Below are 21,625 nucleotides of genomic sequence, written 5' to 3'. Positions count from 1 at the left end.
GCTTCGAGCTCGCGCAGGAAATGAGGTGCGAGTCAGCGTATTTCATAGAGGCCCGCAGCAGCAATACCGGCTGCAACAAGGCCGGATATAAAGCTGCAGCCCATCCTGTCTGTCTGAACACACGAAAACTGTTGCAAACGGGACGCGTTCATATAAAGCGGCGCATGAATTCGCCAGCCTCCAGCGTCATGGTCTTGTAGCGGGTGCGTCCCTTCGCACGGTAGTCCTTCCAGCGGAACGTCACGCCACGCTCATCGAAGGCGACGAGGCGCTGGTTGGAGATGGCAACGCGGCTGCCTCCGCCAGTGCGCGGTCCTTGCGCTTCAGTTCGCGCTGCAATTGCACATTAGCCTGTTTCAGCTCACGCACCTCTGAGGCGTTTGCGCGTGGGCTGCCGGCAGCGCCGGCAGAGCAGAACTGCGCGCGCCACTGGACCAGATGATGGGCAAACAGGCCCCGTTCGCGACACCACGCGCTCAGTGCTTCGTCGTTCAGTCCATGGCTCTGTTGCAAGGCCAGCAGGCGCTCTTCCAAAGACCAGTCTTCCGGGCGCCGTGCATCGACTGGCCCCGTGTTGCGGCTTGCGGCGTTAGATACCCGGATCCACTTCCTCAAGGTTAATACGTTCATGTTCATTTCCGCGGCAACCGTTCCTACGGACCGGTTGCCGCGTTGCAGGACCTTCGCGAGTGCCTGCTCCCTGAATTCAACAGAATACGTCTGTTTGGCCTTCAACCTGCACCTCTGAGTTTTTCATATTAAAAAATTCAGAGGCGACATCTATTGTGACGCCGGGGGTGTTCTCGAGCTTCGCATGGCCGAGCAGCACCTGGATCACGCGGATGTCCACCTTCTGTTCGAGGAGGTGTGTCGCGAAGCTATGGCGCAGCGTGTGCATGGACACTCGCTTGTCGATGTTCGCAGCCTCGGCGGCGGCATGAATGGCACGGTTCAGTTGCCGCGTGCTTAACTGGTCGAGCGGATCGAGCCCGGGAAACAGCCACCCACCATCGAGCATCCTGCCCTGCGCACGGGCCACGCGCCACCACACACGCAGACGCTCGAGCAGCACCGGCGAGAGCATGGCGTAGCGGTCACGGCGGCCCTTGCCCTGCTCGATACGCAGTGTCATGCGTCCGCTGTCGACGTCGGTGACCTTCAGCGCTACCACTTCGCTGGCGCGTAGCCCCGCGCCGTACGCGACCGACAGCGCAGTCTGGTGCTTCAGGTTGCCGGCGGCCTCGATGAGCCGCCGCACTTCATCGGGGCTGAGCACGACAGGTAATACGCGGGGCACGCGCACGGGTTGCATCCTGACCATCAGCTCGGGCCGGTCGAGCGTGACTGTGAAGAAGAACTTCAGGCCGGTGATCGCATGGTTCAGCGACACGGCCGATGTGCCGTGGTCAACCAGATAGAGCTGGTAGCGCCGCAGGTCCTCGACGGTGGCCGTGTCAGGTGAGCGCCCGAGAAACCGGGCGAACTCACGCACGATGTGCAGATAGATGTCCTGCGTCTTGGGGGCAAGCTGGCGCATGCGCATGTCGTCGCTCATGCGCTGGCGCAATCGGCTGGCGTTTGCTGGTAAGGAGGTCATGATTCGGCTCCTGCTGGAGAACGAGGCGGATTGCCTCATTCGCCAACATAAAGCCGAGTGACCGGCCTCTCCCTGGCCTCCAGCGTCAGACCGTAGCCCCTACCGCGCGAGCGGTTTAGGCAGTATGACTTTCCGTGAGCCAGTGGCTGGCCCGCCGTGAGGAACCAAACGCGGGTTAGCATCACTGCCAGAGCCGCACGATGTGCACAGGGCACACCCCGGCGATTTCCAGCGCGGAGGCCAGCATGAACCACGATAGCACGGTGTTTGTCGGTCTGGATGTTCACAAGGAGTCGATCACGGTGGCGTACGCGATCGATATGGGCGACGTGGAACTGTTGGGCAAGATCGGAACGCTGAAGGCAGATATCGATCGATTGTGCAAGCGTGTTCAGTCGAAGGCGCGCCATGTCCGCGTCGTTTATGAAGCCGGCCCCTGTGGCTACGGGCTCTACCGCGCGCTCGTTGAAAGAGGATTCGACTGCGTGGTATGCGCGCCGTCCCTGATTCCGAAGAAACCGGGCGAGCGCGTCAAGACGGACCGGCGCGACGCCGTCAACCTCGTGCGCGCACTGCGCGCCGGTGACCTGGCAGCGGTACACGTACCGGATGTTGAAGATGAGGCGTTCCGGGACCTTGCGCGCGCATGGGCGGCAGCGAAAGCAGATCTCAGACAGGCCCGCCAGCGGCTAAAGTCCTTCCTTCTATCGCATGGCGTGCGCTACTCAGGTAACGCCAACTGGGGGCCCGCGCACCGGCGATGGATAAGCGTATTTGCATTCCCGAACCACTGGCAGCAACTGGCCTTCGACGAGTGCCGTCGCACGATTGAAGACAGGCTTGCGCAATGTGAGCGTCTCGAGGCGACCTTGCATGAAGCTGTCGTCGGCTGGCGATTCTATCCGGCCATACTAGGTCTGCAGACCATGCGCGGCATACAGTTCATCACCGCCGTGGGCATGCTCTCCGAATTAGGGGACCTCTCCCGCTTCGAGCATCCGCGTCAGCTGATGGCCTGGCTGGGCGTGACGCCCTCAGAACATTCCTCGGGTGAGCGGCGGCGTCAGGGCAGCATCACGAAGAACGGCAACAGCTATGCAAGAAAGCTGCTCGTTGAGGCCGCCTGGAGCTACAGATACCCGGCACGCGTGGGTCCGGAAATTCAGCGCCGACATGAAGGCATTCCCAAACGCATCCTTGACCGTGCCTGGGACGCACAGGTCCGACTCTGCCGCCGATACCGCAAGCTCGCAGCACGCGGCAAGAATGTGAACATTGCTGTCGTCGCCGTTGCACGCGAACTTGCGGGGTTCATCTGGGACATCAGCAAGCTCGCAATGTCCCTTGCCGTAACGAGAAACGAGCAGCCGGCGTAGGGTTGTGCTTTGCACCACAGATTCGACGAGTTTCCTGAAGGCGGCGTAGCCCGGCACCCGAGCAACCCGCGGTCGGACTATGCAACGGATGTCATTCGATTTGCGGCTTTAGATAGCGGCAGGCTCAAGGGGCGGACTCTGTAATGCGGTAACCAACCCGCGGATATCAGTGCGATCCACCGTCGAGACTTACTGCTACGCCGCCCTCAGGAAATTCATGTGCCTTCAAAGGCACATGAAAACCGATCACGATTGACACGGAAAGTCATATCAGTCCGCCGGCCAGTTTGAGACACTCAATCACAATGTTCGAGCGTCCGTTGCCGGGCCAACATGAGACGGTACGCCGACGCAGGTGTACTCCCTCACGCGGCTTATTTCGGCCCAAAGCATTGACCTGATGCATGCGTGACGCCTGCACAATCTCGCCCGACCCTGATTTTCATCCGAATATCAGCCATCGCGAAAGCACCTCCCATCCGTGGTCGACAGAAATGGAAGCGGTCGCTTCCAGCGGTTTCAAACAGTGTGCCTACGTATCGTTGGAAAGAAGGAATCCGACGCTGCACACTGCGATAATACAAACCGAATCCCCAAGGAGCATTGGTGAAATGCCAGATGAGAAGACGAAACGGCCCGCGGTTGCACGCAAAACGCGGGTAACGAAACGGCCCGATGAGGCCAAGCCTGAACAAATCAAGCCCCTTGCGCAAAGCGAAGACGGACCGGCCTCCCAGACGACGCCCGGGCGAAACGAAAAGCTCAGGGCGCGCACGCGGGGCAAGCTGATGCAGGCTGCGCGGGTGGTGATGAGCCGCCGAGGCATTGAACGCACCGCGATCAATGACATTACCGAAGAAGCTCAGGTCGCCTTTGGCTCGTTCTACAATTACTTCTCAAGCAAAGAGGAAATCGCACGCGCCGTATTCGTCGAGGACGTGACTGCCACTGCCGACCTGCTCGATCGCAACCGGCCCGCCGACACGGACATCGCGATGATTGTCGGACTGAATATTCGCTGGGCCTTGCGCCATGCGATCACCGATCCGATCTGGGGATGGTTTCTCGTGCATGCGGCATCCAGCGCTAACGATCTGGTCGAAACGATGGGCGGGCGGCTCGCGCGCGACATCCGGACTGGCGTAAATGACGGCAGCTTCGTGTGCCCCGACGTTCCGACAGCGATGGACTCGATCATCGGCGGCGTACTGTATCTGCTGCGCCAGATCCTCGAGGGACGCCGGCCGCCCCAAGCGATCGAACGGTTCGTCGAATTCGTGTTGCGAGGGTTGGGCGTCGAAGCGAAAGAGGCCGCACGCATCGTGAAGGCCGCTACAAAATACAAGTTGCTGTAATCCTTCCTCTTCGGCCGGCACGCGGTAGTCCGCCGGACCGACCTATTCCCTTCAGCGTCTTCCCACGCCCCACCGTTGCCAGTGGATGTCGTGGTTTGTCGCGCTCGCGCGCCGTCGTCGCTCGTCTTTCGTTCCGCACCTACCAGTCACCACGATTCGGGAAAGCCCCTAGCCGAAAAATATTGATGATGTTATCAAAATGATGAGAGTATCAAAAACAGCAGCACCTTGACGATCCATCATGTGAGGACGACATCTTGAACGCGAATCCCGAATTTTTTGAAGCAGGCAAAAGCGAGGCAGACCTGCGGGCCCGTGCGGCGTCGCTGGTTCCAGCGCTGAAGGGCCGCGCAGCCGAAGTGGACCAGCTGGGGCGCCTGCCGCAGCAAACGATCGACGAACTCGAGGCCGGCGGCCTGCTGGGTTTAACCACGCCTCGCAAATATGGCGGCCAGCAGGTTTCGGTGCGGACGGTTCTTGAAGTGGTGTCCGAACTTGGTCGAGGAGACGCGTCCACCGCGTGGGTGGCAGCCTTGCTCAACGTGACCACATGGGCCGCGGCGACGCTCTTCAGTGAAGCCGCAGCCGACGAAGTCTTTGGCGGTCCCGAGCCGGCCCGCGTGGTGGGTGTGCTGTCCGCGCGCAAAGCCGTGGTGAAGAAAGTCGAAGGCGGCTATCTGATCGAAGAAGGGCTATGGGGATTCAACTCGGGTATCTATCACGCGAACTGGGATTTGCTGGGCATTCCGCTCGTCGATGAGAACGGAAAAACCATCGATCAGGGCGTGGCGCTGATCCGCGCATCCGACGTCAAGATCCTTGACGACTGGAACGTGATCGCGTTGCGTGGCACAGGCAGCTCAAGCGTCTCGGTTACCAACGTGTTCGTTCCCGACGCGCGTGTCGCGTCGCTGAGCGAGGCTATCGAAGGCAACTACCGTTCGACGCATCTCGCTGAGGAGCCGCTCTATCGCGTGGCTTGCATGCCGATGCTCGCGATCATCCTGACATTCCCGGCGCTGGGCATCGCGGCAGCGGCGCTCGAAACCTTCCTCGAACAGCTTCCGCGCCGCGGCATCCAGTACACGTGGTACGCAAAACAGGCTGAGGCGCCTGTGACTCATCTGCAGGTCGGTGAGGCATCGGCGAGGCTCGACGCAGCGCGCGCCATCATCGAACGGCAGGCCGACGCGATGGATCGCAGTGCAGCGTCCGGGACCTACATGGCGTACCTGGATCGCGCGAAAGTTCGCCGTGACGTGGGCTTCGCCGAGAAGCTGATCTGGGAAGCGGTCGACTCGCTCGCGTCGGCCTCCGGCGGATCGCTTGCGTCCATGAATAACCGCTTCACGCGCATCTGGCACGATGCGCGCGTTGCGTGTCTGCACGGGATCGTGGCGCCGGCCACGAACTTCGAGACATATGGGCGCATCGCATGCGATCAACCGGCCGACACGCCGTTGATCTGATCCGGATGGAATTCCCGTCAGTCTGGAGGAGCACATGCTGGCTACTGAAGTCAATGCGGCCCAGTTTCGCCGCGCGATGGGCAAGTTCGCGACGGGCGTGACGGTCATCACTTTTTTTCATGAGGGCCGGCCGGCAGGCATGACGGCAAACGCCTTCATGTCGCTGTCCGTCGATCCGCCGATGATCCTCATCTCGGCGCGCAACCAGGCCCGCTTCGCGCAAACCGTCAAGGAAGGCAAGCGGTTCGGCGTGAGCTTTCTCGCAGAAGAACAGGAGGACCTCAGCCGTCACTTCGGCGGGCAGCCGCAGGCCGGACTGGAATCGCCGTTCGAATTCGCCGGGGAGGTGCCGGTGATCCGTTCGGCGCTGGTCCAGATGGTGGTGCGCGTGCATGCGATCCACGCGGGCGGCGATCACCGCATCTATGCGGCAGACGTCGAAAGTCTCAACGAATCGGATGGCCATCCGCTGCTGTTCTTCAGCGGCAAATACAAGCAGTTGCACGCGCTAGACCCGTCGCAGTGCTGGAACGGGGCAGCGTGGTGACGACGCGGGCTTGACCCGACATTTAAGCGTGGCGCTGCGGCGCCACAAGGAGCGAACAAATGATCAACGTGCGCGACATCGCGTATGTGCGTTATCAGGTGCCGGATATTGAGCAGCAATCGGTCTTTCTGCGCGATTTCGGACTGAATGTCTTGAAGCAGACTGACAATACCCTGCAGATGGCAGCCTGGTCCGGCGGTTATCCCGCGTATATCGCGCAGAAGGGCGAACAGAGGCCGCTGGGCGTCGGCTTCGTGGCTGGCAGCAAGGCGGACCTGGAGAAGGTGGCCGCGGCATTCGGCGTGGACGTGCGCAGCAACGATGAACTCGATGCGGGCTGGGTCGTGACGATCGCTGATCCGGACGGGTTCGTCATCGATCTGCTATTCGGCGGCGACACGATTCCGGGTCAGTCGTTTCGCGAGCCGCTGCGCATCAACAGCGCGGGGGAGCGCGTCCGGCGCGGCCACGTCAACCGCGTTCCAGCCGGTCCGTCACATGTGGTTCGGCTGGGCCATGTGGTGCTCAAGACGGTGGATTTCCCGGCAATGCTCAGGTTCTATGAGGGCATCCTCGGGTTTCAGGTCTCCGATAGCTACTATGCGCAGAAGCCCAACCAGACGGTGGCGGCGTTCCTGCACTGCGGTCTCGGCAGTACTTTCACGGACCATCACACGATCGCGCTGCTTGGCCTCGGCGCGAAGGAGCGGGACTTCGATCACAGCGCATTCGAAGTGATCGACTGGGACGATCTGTCGACCGGCAACGGCTTTCTTGCGGCAAAGGGATACCGGCATTCGTGGGGTATCGGGCGCCACGTGCAGGGCAGCCAGATTTTCGACTACTGGCGCGATCCGTTCGGCAATAAGGTCGAGCACTGGACCGACGGCGACATCGTCAACGAATCCACGCCGGTCGGGCACGAAGCGCTGTCGCCCGATGCGCTCGCTCAATGGGCGCCGCCGTTGCCGCCGGACTTCCTTTCCTGAACCACCTGCTAACCGTTTCCGAATTCAAGGCATAGCGATGAAACTTGCACGATACACCTATAAAGGCAAGACCTCGGTCGGCAAGATCGAGGGCGATACGATCGTCGATCTGTCGGGCGACGGCATAGGACTGCCTGCAGATATTGCTTCCATTCTCGCGTCGCCGGATGCGCTCGCGACTGCTGCCGCGGCGGCTGCAACCCCTGGCAACTCAGGCTGCGTCGCGCTCGCCGACGTGCGCCTCGAAGCGCCGGTACCGGCGCCGGGTAAGTTCCTCGCACTCGGCATGAACTACAAGGACCATGAAGAAGAGGCACGCCGGCTCGGCTTGCCGATTCCGACGTCACAGGTCTGGTTCAACAAGCAGACCTCGTGCATCAACGGTCCGTATGACGACGTCCACTATCCGCGTGTCTGCGAACAGCTCGATTACGAAGCGGAACTCGGCGTCGTCATCGCGAAGGAAGGCCGATACATCTCCGAAGAAGACGCACTCGACTACGTCGGCGGCTATTTTGTCGCGAACGATGTGAGCTCGCGCGACTGGCAGATGAAGAGCCCGACCTGGACGCTCGGCAAATCGTTCGACACCCACGGTCCGATCGGACCGTGGATCGTGACCGCCGACGAGATTCCGGACCCGCAGAAGCTGACGTTGCGACTGATGGTCAACGGCGAGGTCCGTCAGAATTCGTCGACAAGCCTGATGACGTACAGCATCGCGAAACAGATTGAGTACCTCAGCCAGGTCATGACGCTCAAACCCGGCGACATTCTCGTGACCGGTACGCCGGCAGGCGTCGGCATCGCAATGAGTCCGCCGGTCTTCCTGCAGGTCGGCGACGTGATCCGGGTAGAAATCGACGGGGTCGGTCACGTCGAGAACCGTATCGTCAAAGAACCGCGGATCTAACGTGCGGGGCGCCTGAATGCCGCGCGAAGCTCATGTCACACAAAGGGAGACATCGACATGGCGCAAGCCTCGAAGGTCATCATCACCTGCGCGATAACCGGCTCGATCCACACGCCGAGCATGTCGCCGTACCTGCCGGTTACGCCGGCGGAAATCGCCGCCTCTGCCATCCAGGCAGCAGCCGCCGGCGCGGCAGTCGTGCATCTGCATGCGCGCGATCCTGTCACCGGGATGCCCAGTCAGGATGCCGGACTGTTTGCGCAGTTCCTACCGCAGATAAAAGCCGAGTCGGATGTCGTGATCAATCTGACGACCGGCGGCGCGCCCGCCATGACGGTGGAAGAGCGCCTAATGCCGGCGCTGCGTTTCAAGCCCGAAGTGGCGTCGCTGAACATGGGGTCGATGAACTTCGGCATGTACGAGATGCTCGGTCGCTTCAAGGAATTCCGGCATGACTGGGAGCGGCCGTATCTCGAGGCGAGCGAGGACCGGATCTTTCGCAACACGTTCAAGGACATCGCTCACATACTCGCGGCCTGTAACGACAACGGCACGCGCTTCGAGATTGAGTGCTACGACATCGGTCATTTGTACACGGCTGCGCACTTCATGGACCGGGGGCTGCTCAAAGCGCCGGTTTTCATTCAGTCGGTGTTCGGCATTCGTGGCGGTATCGGCGTGCACCCGGAAGATATTGCGCACATGAAGCGCACGGCGGACCGTCTTTTCGGCGCTGACTACCACTGGTCTGCGCTGGGCGCAGGCGCACAGCAACCCCGGGTGCTGACCCAGGCGCTGTTGTTGGGAGGCAATGTCCGTGTCGGTCTGGAAGATAACCTGTGGTTGCGCAAGGGGCAGCTGGCAAAAAGCAATGCCGAGCAGGTCACGGCCATCCGATCCGTCGTCGAGCAGCTTGGGTTCGAGATCGCCACTCCGGACGAGGCGCGGGTGATGCTCAGGCTCAAGGGGCCAGGCGAAGTCGCGTTCTAGGTCGTTGAATGGGGAGCCCGGTTCGCGATAACGGAGCGGGCCCGTCGTATCGGATTCCAATCAATACCTGATGGACAGGTCTTAGAATATTAATAAGGTATCCGATTTATATATCAAGAAAACGTGGAGGAGAAAGGGTATGGAGAAGCGTCGAACGAGTCGCTTATTGGCAGCAGGTTGTGCGCTGGCTCTGGCATCCGGTGCAACGCAGGCAATGAACGCGACGCAAACGAATGCCGCGGGGGTGGACGAGTCGATGATGGGCGGTGCGTCGATTGCGAATCCGCTGACGAGCGCGATTGCCGGCGACAATCCGGCGGGTATGGCTTACCTCGGAAACCGCTCCGATCTGGGGGGGCAGGTGGTGGTGGGGCACGCCCGGTCCAGCTTCGGCAGTCCGTCGAATCAACAGGGCTTCGGCGCGATCGGTCCGATGCCCAGTGGCGGGGTGAATGTCGATGTGACGGAGCGGCTGGCGATCGGCATGTCGATCAACTCCTCGGGCGGCGGCGTCAACTATCCACACGCACCGCTGCCAATTCCAGGCGCGCCACCGGCAAAAGCGAAGGATATCTACATCAACTTCCTGCCGACGGTCGCATATAAGATCACGCCGGATTTGGCATTGGGCGTATCCGCCATCTTGGGCGTGCAGAAGTTCGAGGCGCAGGGCCTTGTTGCGCCGATGCCGGACGGCTCGATCGGCGTATTGCCGACACACGGCATGACAACGACGTATGGCATCGGCGGTCGCATCGGCGCGATCTGGAACGTGACCCGGATGCTGAGCGTCGGCGCCGCCTATTCGACCAAGGTCCGTTTTTCCAGGGCGAGCGGCTATGCGGACGATCTGTTCGCCGCTGCCGGTGGGCATCTGGACGAACCGTCACAGTACGGCGCGGGGCTCGCGCTGCATCTTTCTCCTCGCGTGACCGTTGCGGCCGATGTGGTGCGCATCAGGTGGTCCAACGTTGGCGTTCTGGGAGACACGCAGACGTTCGGCTTGCACGATCAGACCGCGTTGCGGTTCGGCGCATCCTGGGATGTCACCCGCAGGCTGACGTTACGTGTTGGCGGCAAGCACAGCACCGCTAGCGTCGACTCGAATCACACGATTGCCAACTACTACGCGCCGATGATTCTCACCGATTCGCTAAGCGGCGGCTTGACCTGGCACGCTTCGAAGAAGGTCGATCTTTCTGCCGGTTATGAATATGACTTTCCGCAGACCTTGAAGGGCACGGGGCCGAGCACGGGAACGGACATTCACGCTCGTTACTCGTTGATCATGTTCAATCTCGCGATGAAGTTCTAATTCGCGCCGCGGCAGGCGGTCGCACGCACGGCGCGGCGCTGCTGTCGATGATACTGCTCGGTAGCCAGAGTGCGATGACTGAGGGTTCGACGCCTTCTTGCAGCAGATTCATCGCTGTCGTGTGTCGCAACACATGCGGGCTCACGCGCTTGTTCTTCAGCGAAGAGCATTTCTCCGAGGCCGCCAACACATACTTGTGAAGCAGGTAATGGACGCCGTGTGCGCTCAGCCGGCCGCCGCGCGCATTTGGGAACAGTGGCTGATTCCCGGCCCGCGGTGGCTCTCGAACCCACGCGACCAATACGGAGCGGGTGCTCTTGCGCAATGGCGTGCAACGCTCCTTGCGCCCCTTGCCAAACACGCGTACGTGCGCGCCGGCGCCAACGTGCAGGTCCTCGCGCCGAAGGCCGGTCAGCTCAGACAGGCGTAACCCCGTCTGCACCGCCAACAACAATAGAGCGTGATCGCGGCGACCTGCCCAAGTCTGCTGGTCCGGCGCGGCCAGCAACGCATCGACCTCTTGTCGGCTCAGGAATGGGACCAATGCGCGGCTAAAGCGCTTGGCCGGGATGGCCAGCACGCGCTGGATGTGCGCTGAGTGTGACGGCATCTCGAAGGCCGCATACCGGAAGAATGAGTGCACTGCCGTCAAGCGCAGGTTACGCGTTCGAGCTGTGACGCCGCGAACCTGCTCCTGTTCATCGAGGAAGTCCGCGACCAGCGGCGCATCGATGTCTTCCAGTGCCAGAGTGGATGGCGCTTTATGCAGGCGTCGCTGTACAAATTCCAGCAGTAACCGGAATGTGTCGCGGTACGATGCGATCGTATGCACACTGGCCTGGCGCTGGTGCATCAGACGCTGGATGAAGAACTTCTCCAGCAAGGCGGCGAAGCTGGGCTCCCTAATCATGATGACTCCCCCCAACGGCGTTCCAGGAGATCCATCGCTTGTGCCATCAACTCGGGCGACCCGCTCAGATACCAGTATGTGCCGGCCACATAGATGTGCCCAAGATAGGTCGACAGCACCGGCAACAAGCGCCAGGCGTCCTCTCCAGACTGATACCAACGGATCAGCGCTTCAACGGCGAAGCGATGCCGGAAGTCATGCAACCGTGGTCCCTTGCTTGCGCCTTCGGCACGCAGTCCCGTTTGCCGTGACAGCGCGTAGAACGTCCGATGAACGCGACCTATGCCGCGTCTCCATGAAACTGACGAACCGGGGCAACAGCAAACCGGCATCGTGCATCTTGAAGCCCAGGCTGCGTCGCAGGTCGAGATATTCTTGGAGCGCCTCTCGAATCGAGTTCATCGTGCACCTCCTGGCCAGGCCATAGCCAACTTCCGAAGTGCGCTGACATCCACCTTCGCATAAACGCTCGTGGACTGCGGGCTACGATGGCGAAGAACCTGGCCGATCTCCGGGAACGACGCACCGAGTTGCAACATGCGAACAGCCAAGGCGTGCCGGAACTGGTGCGAGCCGCGGTGCGGCGCGTCGACTTTGGCGCGATTGAGCGCGTGGCGCACAATCGTGCCGATACCGTCCGACCCTTCCATCAGCCCGCGTATCGGTGCCAGGGATCGAAGGAAGAGGTGCCGATCTGGACTGGCAGGACGCCCGCGCTCGAGATAGGCGGCGATCGCCTCGCCCACGTCGGCGGTCAATGGCAGGAGACTCTCGCGGCCACCCTTGCCACGCACACGCAATTGAGCGCAGTCCCAGTCGACGTCGTCCAGCGTCAACCTGACGATCTCGCAGGCTCGAAGTCCCAGTCTTGCCAGAAGCAGCAGCACGGCTCGATCGCGTCGGCCCACCGCGCTCCGGCGGTCGCAGCTGTCGATTGCGCGCTGCGCGTGCTCGGCTGCAATGGCTCTGGGGATGGGAGGTGTGCTTGCCCAACTGGCTACCGCTGGCACGCTTGCAGCAAATCCCGCGGTAACCTCGCCGCGAAACTGGGCGTAACGAAGGAAGGACCGCAGTGCCGTGACAACGTTCTTCAGGGCGGCTGGCGCCATGCGCTTTGCCTCGCTCTTAACGAAAGCGCTGGCGTCGGTCACGCGAACGTCCCGCAAGCAGACTTCTCCCTGGCCGAACCGCCACACCAGAAATTTGCGTGTCCACCTTGCATAGGACTCAACGGTCACAACGGCCAAACCCTGATCGCGTTTTAAGGATTGCGCAAACCCCTCGACAACGTCGTCAGCGGCAATAGCGTGCGTTTGAGCGACACGACACACACCGCGATCGCGCAAGAAACGCGTCAACAGTTTCAATGCGTGCAGTTCCCGGCGTCTCGTCTCGAAGCATCGCGATCGACGTCGCGAACGAACGCGCTGATATGCGAAACGCCCGTTCGCGGGACCCGAGGCGGTGCTCGCCTACCTGTCACGCTACACGCATCGCGTGGCCATCTCCAACCAGCGGCTCGTTGCGCTCGATGAGCGCGGCGTCACCTTCCGCTGGAAGGACTATCGCGCGAAGGGGCGCACCCGCTACAAGACCATGACCCTGGGCCCTCACGAGTTCATGCGCCGCTTTATATGAACGCGTCCCGTTTGCAACAGTTTTCGTGTGTTCAGACAGACAGGATGGGCTGCAGCTTTATATCCGGCCTTGTTGCAGCCGGTATTGCTGCTGCGGGCCTCTATGAAATACGCTGACTCGCACCTCATTTCCTGCGCGAGCTCGAAGCTCGACGGCGCATTCAGGTTTAGCGAGTCCCGGTCCTACCTGGTTTGTCATCACACTCGATTGCTGCGCAACCTTTCGACGTTCACCCTGTGTTAACCGTTGATCTTCTGCTTCGCGTGAACCATTCAGACGGGCTTCACGCTCACGTAGGCCTTCTGGTACGGCTGGTCATGGGCCAGCACAGCCCAGATCGTCCGCGCCATCTTGTTCGCCAATGCAACGACCACCACATTCTTTGGTCGCCGCTTCATCATCTGCTCGACCCACTCGCCGGGCTCCTTTGCGTGCTCTATTACGCTACGCGCGCCGTGGATCAGCAGTGTCCGTAATAGGTGTCGCCTCTCTTGCTGATCCCGTGCAGGTTCACTTTTCCGCCCGAGCCGGTCTGCTTCGGCACGATGCCAACCCATGCGGCAAACTCCCGCCCCGAACTGAATGCTTTCGGATCACCCATCATTGAGACGGCTGCCGTTGCCGTCAGCAGCCCGACGCCGCAAATTTCGCTAACCGCTTTCACCGCCTTGTCGTCCTTCTTCCACTCGCGCATCCGGCGCTCGATCTCGGCAACCTGTTCGTCCAGCTTCGCCAGTCCATTCCACTGCTCGCGAAACGTATCGATCAGCACGGCAGGCAGGCGCTCCGCGATCCGTTCGAGCACGACCGGTATCTCTTTGTTCAGCTTGTTCCGGCCCTTGCTCATGATCTCTCCATATTCCATCAGCAGTCCACGCAGGTTGTTGATCTGCATCGTGCGAAATTTGATCAGCTGCTGCCGCATACGGTGTAGCGCCAGCATCGCCTGCTGTATCTCGGTCTTCACCGCGACGGCCTTGCCGGGTTGCTGCACAGCCATCCAGATTGCACGGGCGTCTGCCGCATCGTTCTTGTTGCGGATGTTGAACGCCTTCACAAACTTCGCCGGCATCAGCTTTACCACGTGACCCATGTTCGTAAGTTGCCGGGCCCAGTGGTGCGATCCGCCGCACGCCTCCATGCCGATCAGGCACGGAGCCCGGTTCGCGAAGTACTCGAGAAACTTTGCCCGCTTGATCGGCTTGTTCACGATTTCTCCGGTTTCCTGATCGACGTAGTGGACCTGAAACACCGACTTCGCAATGTCAATCCCAACTGGCGTAAGCTTCACGACGGATCCTCCGGTTTGCCTGGAAACTTCGTATTTTCCACGTAGGCACATCGGCCTGTGAGGATCCAGCTTCCTTTGCGCTCATATACTCGGGTGGGACGCGTTCATTTCATTTCCTGCTCCATGTGCTGCCCGGTGGTTTCCACCGGATCCGTCACTACGGCCTGCTCGCCAACCCGGTACGCCGCGCCAGTCTCGCGAAGGTGCGCGATCTGCTGCACGTCGCACCCGGAATCAGCCCGTCACCGGACGAGGCCATCGTCGCAACCCGCCCCGTCTTCATCTGCCGGCACTGCGGCGCACCGATGATCGTCGTCGATATCCTCGCGCGCACCGCCCCGATCCGCGCACCGCCGATGCGCCGCGATCAGACATGAACTCCACGGTTCCTCAATCTGCCTGTCGAACGTTGGCGCTGCGGCAACGCGGCCCAGGGGCGGACGTTTGTGCGTGTCGCTTCGCGAAGCGCTTCGCCCACCCGCTTCATCATCGTGCATGCACGACTGCACCGCTTCGCTACGGCGTCAGCGTCCGTTCGGCACCTCGCCTGACCGTGCCGCATCCGACACCACTGAGCATTCCGCCCTATCAATCGCCATAGTCGTGAAGCATCCAGCCGCATTGAGGCACTCCGCGGTTTCCTCCATCGGGTTTATTCGACGCCTGCCGACATGCACGGAGGCATGCACATTCCTGCGGCCGATGGCAGGCATCGAATAAACCTTAACGGCAGCGGACGCGCTGCAATCTTCTCCGCCTCCGCGCGCTTGAGCCCGAGTGTCTGCAACAGCACCGCAGCCGTACGCTCAGGGACGTGCTCCCCGCTAAAGCCAAGTTCCTTGAGTACGCCTCGCGCGGGTGCGCCCGGAGCGACGAAGTTCAGCTCGGCGGCAATCGCAGAGAGGACCGTGCCGCCCACCGCAATAAATCCGATAAACGGGTCGGCGACCGCGAAGCGTTTCGCGGCAATGCCCTTTTCGATGTCGCGCATCAGCCGCAGCCCGAGCCCGACGCTCATCGCGCGCGCTGAAAACCCTTCTCGTATCAGGAAACGTCCCCACACGGGGTCGTGCCGCGCGCGCACGACCGTATGGCGCACGGAGACGGAAATCACCTCGGCCGGATCGGAAAGGCCACCGGCGAGCGTATCCAGCATGTTCGCGAATTCCTCGAACACGTTGTCGACAAGCGTCGCGTAAATCGCCTCTTTCGATTCGAAGTGATAGTAGAACGAGCCAAAGCCGACATCGGCGGCTTCAATGACTTCATTGATCGCGACGCCCTCCACACCCTTTTCGGCCATCAGCCTGAGGGCGGCGTCGAGCAGGCGCGTACGCGTCTCGCGCTTGCGACGCGCACCGCGCGGCTCCCGTCCTTCAGCAACGGCAACCGGGGCGACCGGCGCCGCACGGGTGGGACGCTTTGCTGTCGGGGGCTTCGTAGTGTTCGGCATGATGGATCCGAGCTTGGTTATGCTCAGGTATAGATCGTAATGTCTAGATTGAAAAAACGCTCATCAATGACCTTGAGTCATTGACGGCGGCCCGAAGGGCAGCCTTGCTTCCCCCCATTGCAGAGATACGTAACTCAAGGGCGCGGCAAATCCCTGCGGTTTTCAGGATCGACCCGAACCGCGGCCGCCCTGTTGAACACGTCAGTAGCCGCCGGTCCATCAGCCATTCGCGCGGCCAACTTCCGTTTCAATAGCGCGCTTGCATTTCGCCAGTTCCTCGGCATAACGCATTGCGCCTTCTTCATACCGATGAACCGGCGCAGCAATCGAAATCGCATACGGTCCCAGAAACGTATCGATCGAAGTCGCGACCGAGCATAATCCTTCGATATGCTCTTCCAGGTCATATGCAAAGCCATTCTTTCTGATATCGGACAATTGGCGCAAGAGCGCCGACACTGTTTTCACCGAACGTTTTGTCTGCGGCTCGACCTTGTCACCGAGCGTTTTACGCACTGCGTCGTCCGGCAGCTGTGCAAGGAGCGCTTTGCCAAACGAAGTGGTATAGGGTGTGGCGGACGCCCCAACCGGAACCATGATACAAAGCTCACGTTCATAAACAATGCGATCGACTACAATGGCTCGCCTCCCCGCTGCGCCAGCTAAGACAACTGTTTCGCCGACCGACTTGGATAAGGTTTCAAGATGCGGGCGGGCCACTGAAACGATGTCTCCATGCGCCGCGCGTGCGAGCTGGCCCAAGGCAGGCCCGAGCCGTGTCCCACCGCGCGGGCCAAGGGACTCGACGAACTCTTCCACTTCAAGTGCACCGACCAGTCGCTGTACGGTCGAACGCGGCAACGTAGTTGCTTCAGCGATCGCACCGAGGCTGAGTCCCTCTGGGTGTCGTCCCAGAGCACGCAGGATGGCCGCGGCCCGAGAAACCACTTGAATTCCATTCTTGTCGGCGTCGGGCCATTGATCGTCACCTTCTCCAGCCAAACTCTTTCGCACTACCAGCTCCTGTGAAATAGATTGTTCTGGCCTCACCCGTGAGGCCAGAACAGCGGTTATGTACCGCATAATGATACGACATGTTTGCGGCGTGGTTACCTTGCGCGCTCGACGCTTTCATCCCGGGCGTCCGCCACTCAACGGCCTGCTTGAAGGTCAATCCGCTTTCGACGAAACGGACCGCCCCCCGGAGGCGCTTTCCGATGCGTTTGCCTGCTCCGCATCGTTGGTTTGTCCGGATTTCCAGCCGCCACCTAGCGCGCGATAGAGGCCTACCGTATTTTCAGCCCGAGCAAGCTGGACTTTAACGAGCGTCTGCTGAGCCCCGTAAAGCGAGCGCTGGTTGACGAGTGCGCTGAGATAGCCATCCACCCCCTGCTGATAACGGTCATTCGAGAGTCTGTAGGCCAACGCACTTGCCTGCACTACCCCAGCTTGAGCGCTTTCCTGGCGCACAAATGTCTCACGACCGTCCAGTGCATCGGACACATCGCGAAAAGCCGTTTGTATGACCTTCTGATAATTGGCAACCTCAATCTGCGAGGTTACCTTGGCCACGTCCAGGTTCGCCTTGTTGCGGCCATAGTCGAAGATGGGCACGCTTATCGAGGGACCAAACGACCATGCACCGCTTCCCGCTGTGAAAAGATCGCTCAAAGAGGCACTGGCCGTGCCGCCATTCGCGGTCAGGATAATGCGTGGAAAGAAAGCGGCCCGCGCCGCGCCGATGTTCGCATTAGCCGCTTTCAGCCGATCCTCGGCCGCGACGATATCCGGCCGCCTGGTCAAAAGCTCGGACGGCAGCCCCGGTACCAGCCCGTCGTCGAGCCTGACCGACTCGAGAGGCACCTCTGTCAGCAGTTCCGCAGGAATCGGTGCGCCAACCAGCAACGTGAGCGCGTTGGTGTCCTGCTTCGCAAACCGGTCATATTGAGCCAGATCCGCCTCCGCCTGGCGCACCTGCGTATCAGACTCGCTCACGTCCAGCGCGGAAGCCGTTCCAGCATTAAAGCTCGAGCGGACGATCTTGTTGCAGGCCTGCTGATTTTCCAGGGTGCTCGCCGTCAGCCGCCTAAGCTGAAGGTCCGCCTGAAGCGTCAGCCACGCGTTCGCGACTTCGGCGATCAGGCTGATTTGCGCGGCTTTTCTTGTTTCGGCTGTGGCGAAATAAGTCTGCAGCGCGGACTGGCTGAGACTTCGCACCCGCCCGAAGACATCCAGCTCATAAGAAGCGATCTGCCCGCCCACGTTGTAGTTGTGCGACGGCTGCCCCGGGAGAGACAGATCGGCGGGAGAGTGCTGCGCGGTACCCGAAGCTCCTGCCGACACCGTCGGCAGCAGGTCCGCGCGTTGAATCTGATACTGCGCACGCGCGCTTTCGATGTTCAGGATCGAAACCCGCAGATCGCGGTTATTCTGGAGCGAAAGCTCAATGAGCTTCGCCAGGTGCGGTTCTTGATAAAAATCCCGCCAGTCTATATCCGCGGCGACGGATTGGTCCTGCTTGACAGAGTGCGCCGCCGGCTCACCTGCATAGGCCGCCGCCACACCACTGTCTGGCCGGTGATAGTTCGGGATCATCGTGCAACCCGCCAACACGATGGCCGCACCCATCACAGTCAATTTAATTGGTTTCATGCTGTATCTCCGCAACTGCCTCGTTACTGCTACGCTTGAACGCGCCGGTCACCAATACATAGAACATAGGCACAAAAAATATCGCGAGGAACGTCGCAGTCAGCATCCCACCCACAACGCCGGTGCCGACCGAATGCTGACTTCCCGAGCCTGCGCCGTGGGAAATTGCGAGCGGTAGCACGCCCAGAACGAAAGCCGCTGACGTCATGATGATTGGGCGCAACCGCAGCCTGGCGGCCCGCACAGCAGCGGCGACAAGCGTCATGCCCTGGTGCTCGTGCAGGTCCTTGGCGAACTCGACAATCAGAATCGCGTTCTTCGCCGATAGCCCCACCGTGGTCAACAGCCCCACCTGGAAAAACACGTCATTGCTCAATCCGCGTAGCAAGGTTGCGCACACCGCACCGATCACACCGAGCGGAATCACCAGCAGGACGGAGAACGGCACGGACCAGCTTTCGTACAGTGCCGCGAGGCACAGGAACACGATCAGGATCGACAATGCGTACAACGCTGGCGCCTGCGAACCCGAGAGCTTCTCCTCGTAGGAGAGACCAGTGGGAGCGATACTGTAGCCGTGAGGCAACTGCGCAGCGATCTTCGCCACCTCCTGCATGGCTTCACCCGAACTGTGACCCGGCGCCGGCGCGCCCTGCAGCTCAACCGCAGAAACGCCGTTGTAGCGCTCGAGCTTTGGAGAACCGTATCCCCACGTAGCGGAGGCAACGGCCGAGAACGGCACCATGCCACCGGCTGCATTGCGCACATACCACTTGTTCAGGTCTTCAGGACTGATCCGTGAGCTTGCCTCGCCCTGCATAAACACCTTCTTCACGCGCCCATTGTCGATGAAGTCGTTCACGTACTCGGAACCCCACGCGGCTGTCATCGTGTCGTTGACTGACGCAATGCTGACCTGCAGCGCGCGCGCCTTCTCGTCGTCGATCTTGACGTGGAATTGGGGTTCGTCGTTCAGGCCATTGGGTCGGACAGCAACCAGCAGCGGATCTTTGGCAGCCAGCCCCAAAAACTGGTTACGTACAGCCATCAATGCATCATGCCCTTGCGCGGTGTCGTCCTGCAGAAACACGTCGAACCCGCCGGCATTGCCCAACTCGAGAATCGCTGGGGGCACGATCGGAATAACCACCCCATCCTTGATCTTCGAAAAGGTGCCCATTGCACGGCGTGCCACGCCGGAACACGCTAGGATCGTCGCCAGTGCGCTGGTCCCACGGACGCAGGCTGACGAACAACAGCGCAGAGCTCTGACCTCGACCGGCGAAGTTGAAACCATTGACGCTAAACACCGTTGCCACCGAGCCGGCTTCGTTTTTCAAAAAGTACTCGCGGACCTGGGTCAGGACGCGCTCGGTGCGCTCGGCCGATGCATTGGGCGGCATCTGAACCTGGACGAAAATCTGTCCCTGGTCCTCGTCCGGCAAAAACGCGGTCGGGATGCGGGTAAAGAGAAAACCCATGCTCACAACGATGAGGGCATAGACCAGCAGATACCGGCCTTTCTTCTTCAGAATCGACCCAACGGCCCCTTCATACCGTCCGGCACCGCGGTCGAAGGTCCGGTTAAACCAGCCGAAAAAGCCCTTCTTCTCGTGATGGTCTGCAGCGGGGGGCTTCAGAAGCGTCGCACATAGTGCGGGCGTAAAGACGAGTGCCACCAGCACCGACAGCCCCATGGCGGAGACAATGGTGATCGAAAACTGCCGGTAGATGATGCCGGTCGAACCCCCAAAAAACGCCATCGGGAGAAACACCGCCGAGAGCACCATCGCGATACCGACTAGCGCCCCCTGGATCTGTCCCATTGACTTCCGGGTCGCCTCCTTCGGCCCCAGCCCCTCTTGCACCATCACACGCTCGACGTTTTCCACCACCACGATCGCGTCATCGACGAGCAGGCCGATCGCCAGAACCATGCCGAACATGGTGAGGGTGTTAATGGTAAAACCACACGCGGCCAGAATGCCGAACGTACCGAGCAGCACCACCGGCACGGCCAGCGTCGGAATCAACGTAGCCCGGATGTTCTGCATGAACAGGTACATCACGAGGAACACAAGCACAATGCCCTCGATCAGCGTTTTGACCACCTCATGCATCGACGCGTCGACGACGGGCGAGGTGTCGTACGGCACGCTTACCTTGACGCCCGGAGGAAGGATTGACTTCTTCTCATCGAGAACCTTGCGCACCGCCGCAACGGTTTCGAGCAGGTTCGCACCGGTCGCCAGACGCAAGGCAATACCCGCGGCGGGTTTGCCGTTCAGTTTGCTCGAAATGGAAAAATCTTCAGGGCCGAGGCGCACGTCAGCGACGTCGCGCAGACGCACCTGCGAACCGTCCGGGTTCACCTTCAGCAGGATCTGCCTGAATTCTTCGGCGGTCTTCATGCGCACCTTGCCGACCACCGTCGCATTGAGCTCAACCCCGCTGCGCGTCGGAAGCCCGCCCAGCGATCCGGACGAAACCTGAACGTTTTGCGCGCTTATCGCGGCGGACACATCCTGCGGCGTGAGAGAGTAACTATCCAGTTTTGCGGGATCGAGCCAGATACGCATGGCGTACTGGGAACCCAGCGTCATATAGTCACCCACGCCCTTCGTCCGCAATATCGGGTCCTTCAAATTGGAAACGAGGAAGTTGCTGAGGTCGTCGCTGGACATCTTGCCGTCCTCCGACACCAGACTTACCACCATCATGAAGTTGATCTGGTACTTCGCTACCCGGATACCCTGCTGCTGGACCTCCTGCGGCAATAAGGGCGTCGCTAGTTGCAGCTTGTTCTGTACCTGTACCTGAGCGATATCCGGATTGGTGCCCTGATCAAAGGTCACAATGATCTCCATACTACCGTCGGAATTGCTGTTCGACGTCATATAGCGGAGGCCATCCAGACCGTTCAGCTGTTGCTCAATGACCTGCACCACCGTGTCTTGCACTGTTTGAGCTGACGCGCCCGGATAGTTGACGGTAATTCTGACGGCAGGTGCAGCGATGTTGGGATACTGGTTGACTGGCAAGGCGCGAATCGCCAGCACGCCCGTCAGCATGATGACCAGCGCAATGACCCACGCGAAAATGGGCCGACCGATAAAGAATTTAGACATCA

At 60.7% G+C, this 21,625-nt stretch carries 16 protein-coding genes and 5 pseudogenes; 10 read left to right on the top strand and 11 right to left on the bottom strand.

Translation table 11 applies throughout. From position 1 onward, the window contains the following. Positions 1–151 precede the first annotated feature (151 nt). The 3 genes and pseudogenes from OKW27_RS13370 to OKW27_RS13360 form a co-directional block, all read right to left on the bottom strand. Positions 152–292 (bottom strand): annotated as a pseudogene (locus tag OKW27_RS13370) (transposase); the annotation flags it as partial. Beyond that, positions 241–735 (bottom strand): transposase, encoded by a 495-nt coding sequence (locus tag OKW27_RS13365; protein ID WP_429333751.1) that lies wholly within the window; start codon positions 733–735, stop codon positions 241–243. The pseudogene OKW27_RS13370 and the gene OKW27_RS13365, both read right to left, overlap by 52 nt. Then, on the bottom strand, positions 707–1,597 hold the full coding sequence (locus OKW27_RS13360; protein ID WP_429333750.1) for a site-specific integrase: 891 nt from the start codon (positions 1,595–1,597) through the stop codon (positions 707–709). The genes OKW27_RS13365 and OKW27_RS13360 overlap by 29 nt, the downstream gene beginning before the upstream one ends. A 245-nt stretch (positions 1,598–1,842) precedes the next feature. Here OKW27_RS13360 and OKW27_RS13355 point away from each other — a divergent pair, with 245 nt between their 5' ends. The 8 genes from OKW27_RS13355 to OKW27_RS13320 all read left to right on the top strand — a co-directional run bounded on the left by OKW27_RS13355 (position 1,843) and on the right by OKW27_RS13320 (position 10,551). Beyond that, a complete protein-coding gene (locus OKW27_RS13355) occupies positions 1,843–2,973 on the top strand; it encodes an IS110 family transposase (protein WP_429333749.1) in 1,131 nt (376 codons plus the stop codon). Between the two features lie 404 nt (positions 2,974–3,377). Then, the gene (locus tag OKW27_RS13350; RefSeq protein ID WP_429333748.1) at positions 3,378–4,328 is read left to right on the top strand and encodes a TetR/AcrR family transcriptional regulator; all 951 of its coding nucleotides are present in this window, start codon (positions 3,378–3,380) and stop codon (positions 4,326–4,328) included. A gap of 257 nt (positions 4,329–4,585) precedes the next feature. Continuing rightward, on the top strand, positions 4,586–5,797 hold the full coding sequence (locus OKW27_RS13345; protein ID WP_429333747.1) for an acyl-CoA dehydrogenase family protein: 1,212 nt from the start codon (positions 4,586–4,588) through the stop codon (positions 5,795–5,797). Between the two features lie 34 nt (positions 5,798–5,831). Beyond that, positions 5,832–6,344: a flavin reductase family protein gene (locus tag OKW27_RS13340; RefSeq protein ID WP_429333746.1), complete on the top strand. Its 513-nt coding sequence runs from the start codon at positions 5,832–5,834 to the stop codon at positions 6,342–6,344. Between the two features lie 59 nt (positions 6,345–6,403). Next, on the top strand, positions 6,404–7,333 hold the full coding sequence (locus OKW27_RS13335) for a VOC family protein (protein WP_429333745.1): 930 nt from the start codon (positions 6,404–6,406) through the stop codon (positions 7,331–7,333). A gap of 37 nt (positions 7,334–7,370) precedes the next feature. Continuing rightward, positions 7,371–8,246 carry a fumarylacetoacetate hydrolase family protein gene (locus OKW27_RS13330; RefSeq protein ID WP_429333744.1) on the top strand — a complete coding sequence of 292 codons (876 nt, stop codon included), beginning with the start codon at positions 7,371–7,373 and terminating at the stop codon, positions 8,244–8,246. 57 nt (positions 8,247–8,303) lie between these two features. After that, positions 8,304–9,236, top strand: coding sequence for a 3-keto-5-aminohexanoate cleavage protein (locus OKW27_RS13325; protein ID WP_429333743.1), 933 nt, complete (start codon positions 8,304–8,306; stop codon positions 9,234–9,236). Between the two features lie 214 nt (positions 9,237–9,450). Then, entirely contained in the window at positions 9,451–10,551 is a 1,101-nt protein-coding gene (locus tag OKW27_RS13320) for an OmpP1/FadL family transporter (protein WP_429333742.1), read from the top strand. Here the strand turns inward: OKW27_RS13320 and OKW27_RS13315 are convergent. The 3 genes from OKW27_RS13315 to OKW27_RS13305 form a co-directional block, all read right to left on the bottom strand. Next, complete coding sequence (locus tag OKW27_RS13315; RefSeq protein WP_429333741.1) at positions 10,529–11,461, bottom strand: tyrosine-type recombinase/integrase; 933 nt, start codon at positions 11,459–11,461, stop codon at positions 10,529–10,531. The two genes, OKW27_RS13320 and OKW27_RS13315, sit on opposite strands and share 23 nt — an antisense overlap. Beyond that, positions 11,458–11,664, bottom strand: a complete 207-nt coding sequence (locus OKW27_RS13310; RefSeq protein ID WP_429333740.1) for a hypothetical protein — start codon at positions 11,662–11,664, stop codon at positions 11,458–11,460. Before OKW27_RS13310 ends, OKW27_RS13315 begins: the two co-directional genes overlap by 4 nt. 195 nt (positions 11,665–11,859) lie before the next feature. Then, on the bottom strand, positions 11,860–12,828 hold the full coding sequence (locus OKW27_RS13305; RefSeq protein ID WP_429333739.1) for a site-specific integrase: 969 nt from the start codon (positions 12,826–12,828) through the stop codon (positions 11,860–11,862). A gap of 64 nt (positions 12,829–12,892) precedes the next feature. Here OKW27_RS13305 and OKW27_RS13300 point away from each other — a divergent pair. Beyond that, positions 12,893–13,096, top strand: a pseudogene (locus tag OKW27_RS13300) (transposase); the annotation flags it as partial. A 275-nt stretch (positions 13,097–13,371) separates the two neighbouring features. Here OKW27_RS13300 and OKW27_RS13295 read toward each other — a convergent pair. Next, positions 13,372–14,390: pseudogene (locus tag OKW27_RS13295) on the bottom strand (IS110 family transposase). Between the two features lie 113 nt (positions 14,391–14,503). Here OKW27_RS13295 and OKW27_RS13290 point away from each other — a divergent pair. Further along, positions 14,504–14,767, top strand: a pseudogene (locus OKW27_RS13290) (transposase); the annotation flags it as partial. Positions 14,768–15,042: 275 nt separating this feature from the next. Here OKW27_RS13290 and OKW27_RS13285 read toward each other — a convergent pair. From OKW27_RS13285 to OKW27_RS13270, 4 genes and pseudogenes are all read right to left on the bottom strand, one after another. Next, a complete protein-coding gene (locus tag OKW27_RS13285; protein WP_429333738.1) occupies positions 15,043–15,843 on the bottom strand; it encodes a TetR/AcrR family transcriptional regulator in 801 nt (266 codons plus the stop codon). Positions 15,844–16,062: 219 nt separating this feature from the next. Next, positions 16,063–16,857 carry an IclR family transcriptional regulator gene (locus OKW27_RS13280; RefSeq protein WP_429333737.1) on the bottom strand — a complete coding sequence of 265 codons (795 nt, stop codon included), beginning with the start codon at positions 16,855–16,857 and terminating at the stop codon, positions 16,063–16,065. Positions 16,858–17,013: 156 nt separating this feature from the next. Next, on the bottom strand, positions 17,014–18,495 hold the full coding sequence (locus tag OKW27_RS13275; protein ID WP_429333736.1) for an efflux transporter outer membrane subunit: 1,482 nt from the start codon (positions 18,493–18,495) through the stop codon (positions 17,014–17,016). Continuing rightward, a pseudogene (locus OKW27_RS13270) lies at positions 18,482–21,623 on the bottom strand (efflux RND transporter permease subunit). Before OKW27_RS13270 ends, OKW27_RS13275 begins: the two are co-directional and overlap by 14 nt. Positions 21,624–21,625 lie beyond the last annotated feature (2 nt).

It is taken from the genome of Paraburkholderia sp. 35.1, from assembly GCF_050436525.1.
Lineage (GTDB): Bacteria > Pseudomonadota > Gammaproteobacteria > Burkholderiales > Burkholderiaceae > Paraburkholderia > Paraburkholderia tuberum.
This window is presented reverse-complemented; position numbering and strand designations above follow the sequence as displayed.

Coding starts and splice junctions, on each gene's coding strand:
- OKW27_RS13360 (WP_429333750.1), bottom strand. CDS start 1,597: ATGACCTCCTTACCAGCAAACGCCAGCCGATTGCGCCAGCGCATGAGC.
- OKW27_RS13355 (WP_429333749.1), top strand. CDS start 1,843: ATGAACCACGATAGCACGGTGTTTGTCGGTCTGGATGTTCACAAGGAG.
- OKW27_RS13350 (WP_429333748.1), top strand. CDS start 3,378: ATGCGTGACGCCTGCACAATCTCGCCCGACCCTGATTTTCATCCGAAT.
- OKW27_RS13340 (WP_429333746.1), top strand. CDS start 5,832: ATGCTGGCTACTGAAGTCAATGCGGCCCAGTTTCGCCGCGCGATGGGC.
- OKW27_RS13335 (WP_429333745.1), top strand. CDS start 6,404: ATGATCAACGTGCGCGACATCGCGTATGTGCGTTATCAGGTGCCGGAT.
- OKW27_RS13330 (WP_429333744.1), top strand. CDS start 7,371: ATGAAACTTGCACGATACACCTATAAAGGCAAGACCTCGGTCGGCAAG.
- OKW27_RS13325 (WP_429333743.1), top strand. CDS start 8,304: ATGGCGCAAGCCTCGAAGGTCATCATCACCTGCGCGATAACCGGCTCG.
- OKW27_RS13320 (WP_429333742.1), top strand. CDS start 9,451: ATGAACGCGACGCAAACGAATGCCGCGGGGGTGGACGAGTCGATGATG.
- OKW27_RS13315 (WP_429333741.1), bottom strand. CDS start 11,461: ATGATTAGGGAGCCCAGCTTCGCCGCCTTGCTGGAGAAGTTCTTCATC.
- OKW27_RS13285 (WP_429333738.1), bottom strand. CDS start 15,843: ATGCCGAACACTACGAAGCCCCCGACAGCAAAGCGTCCCACCCGTGCG.
- OKW27_RS13275 (WP_429333736.1), bottom strand. CDS start 18,495: ATGAAACCAATTAAATTGACTGTGATGGGTGCGGCCATCGTGTTGGCG.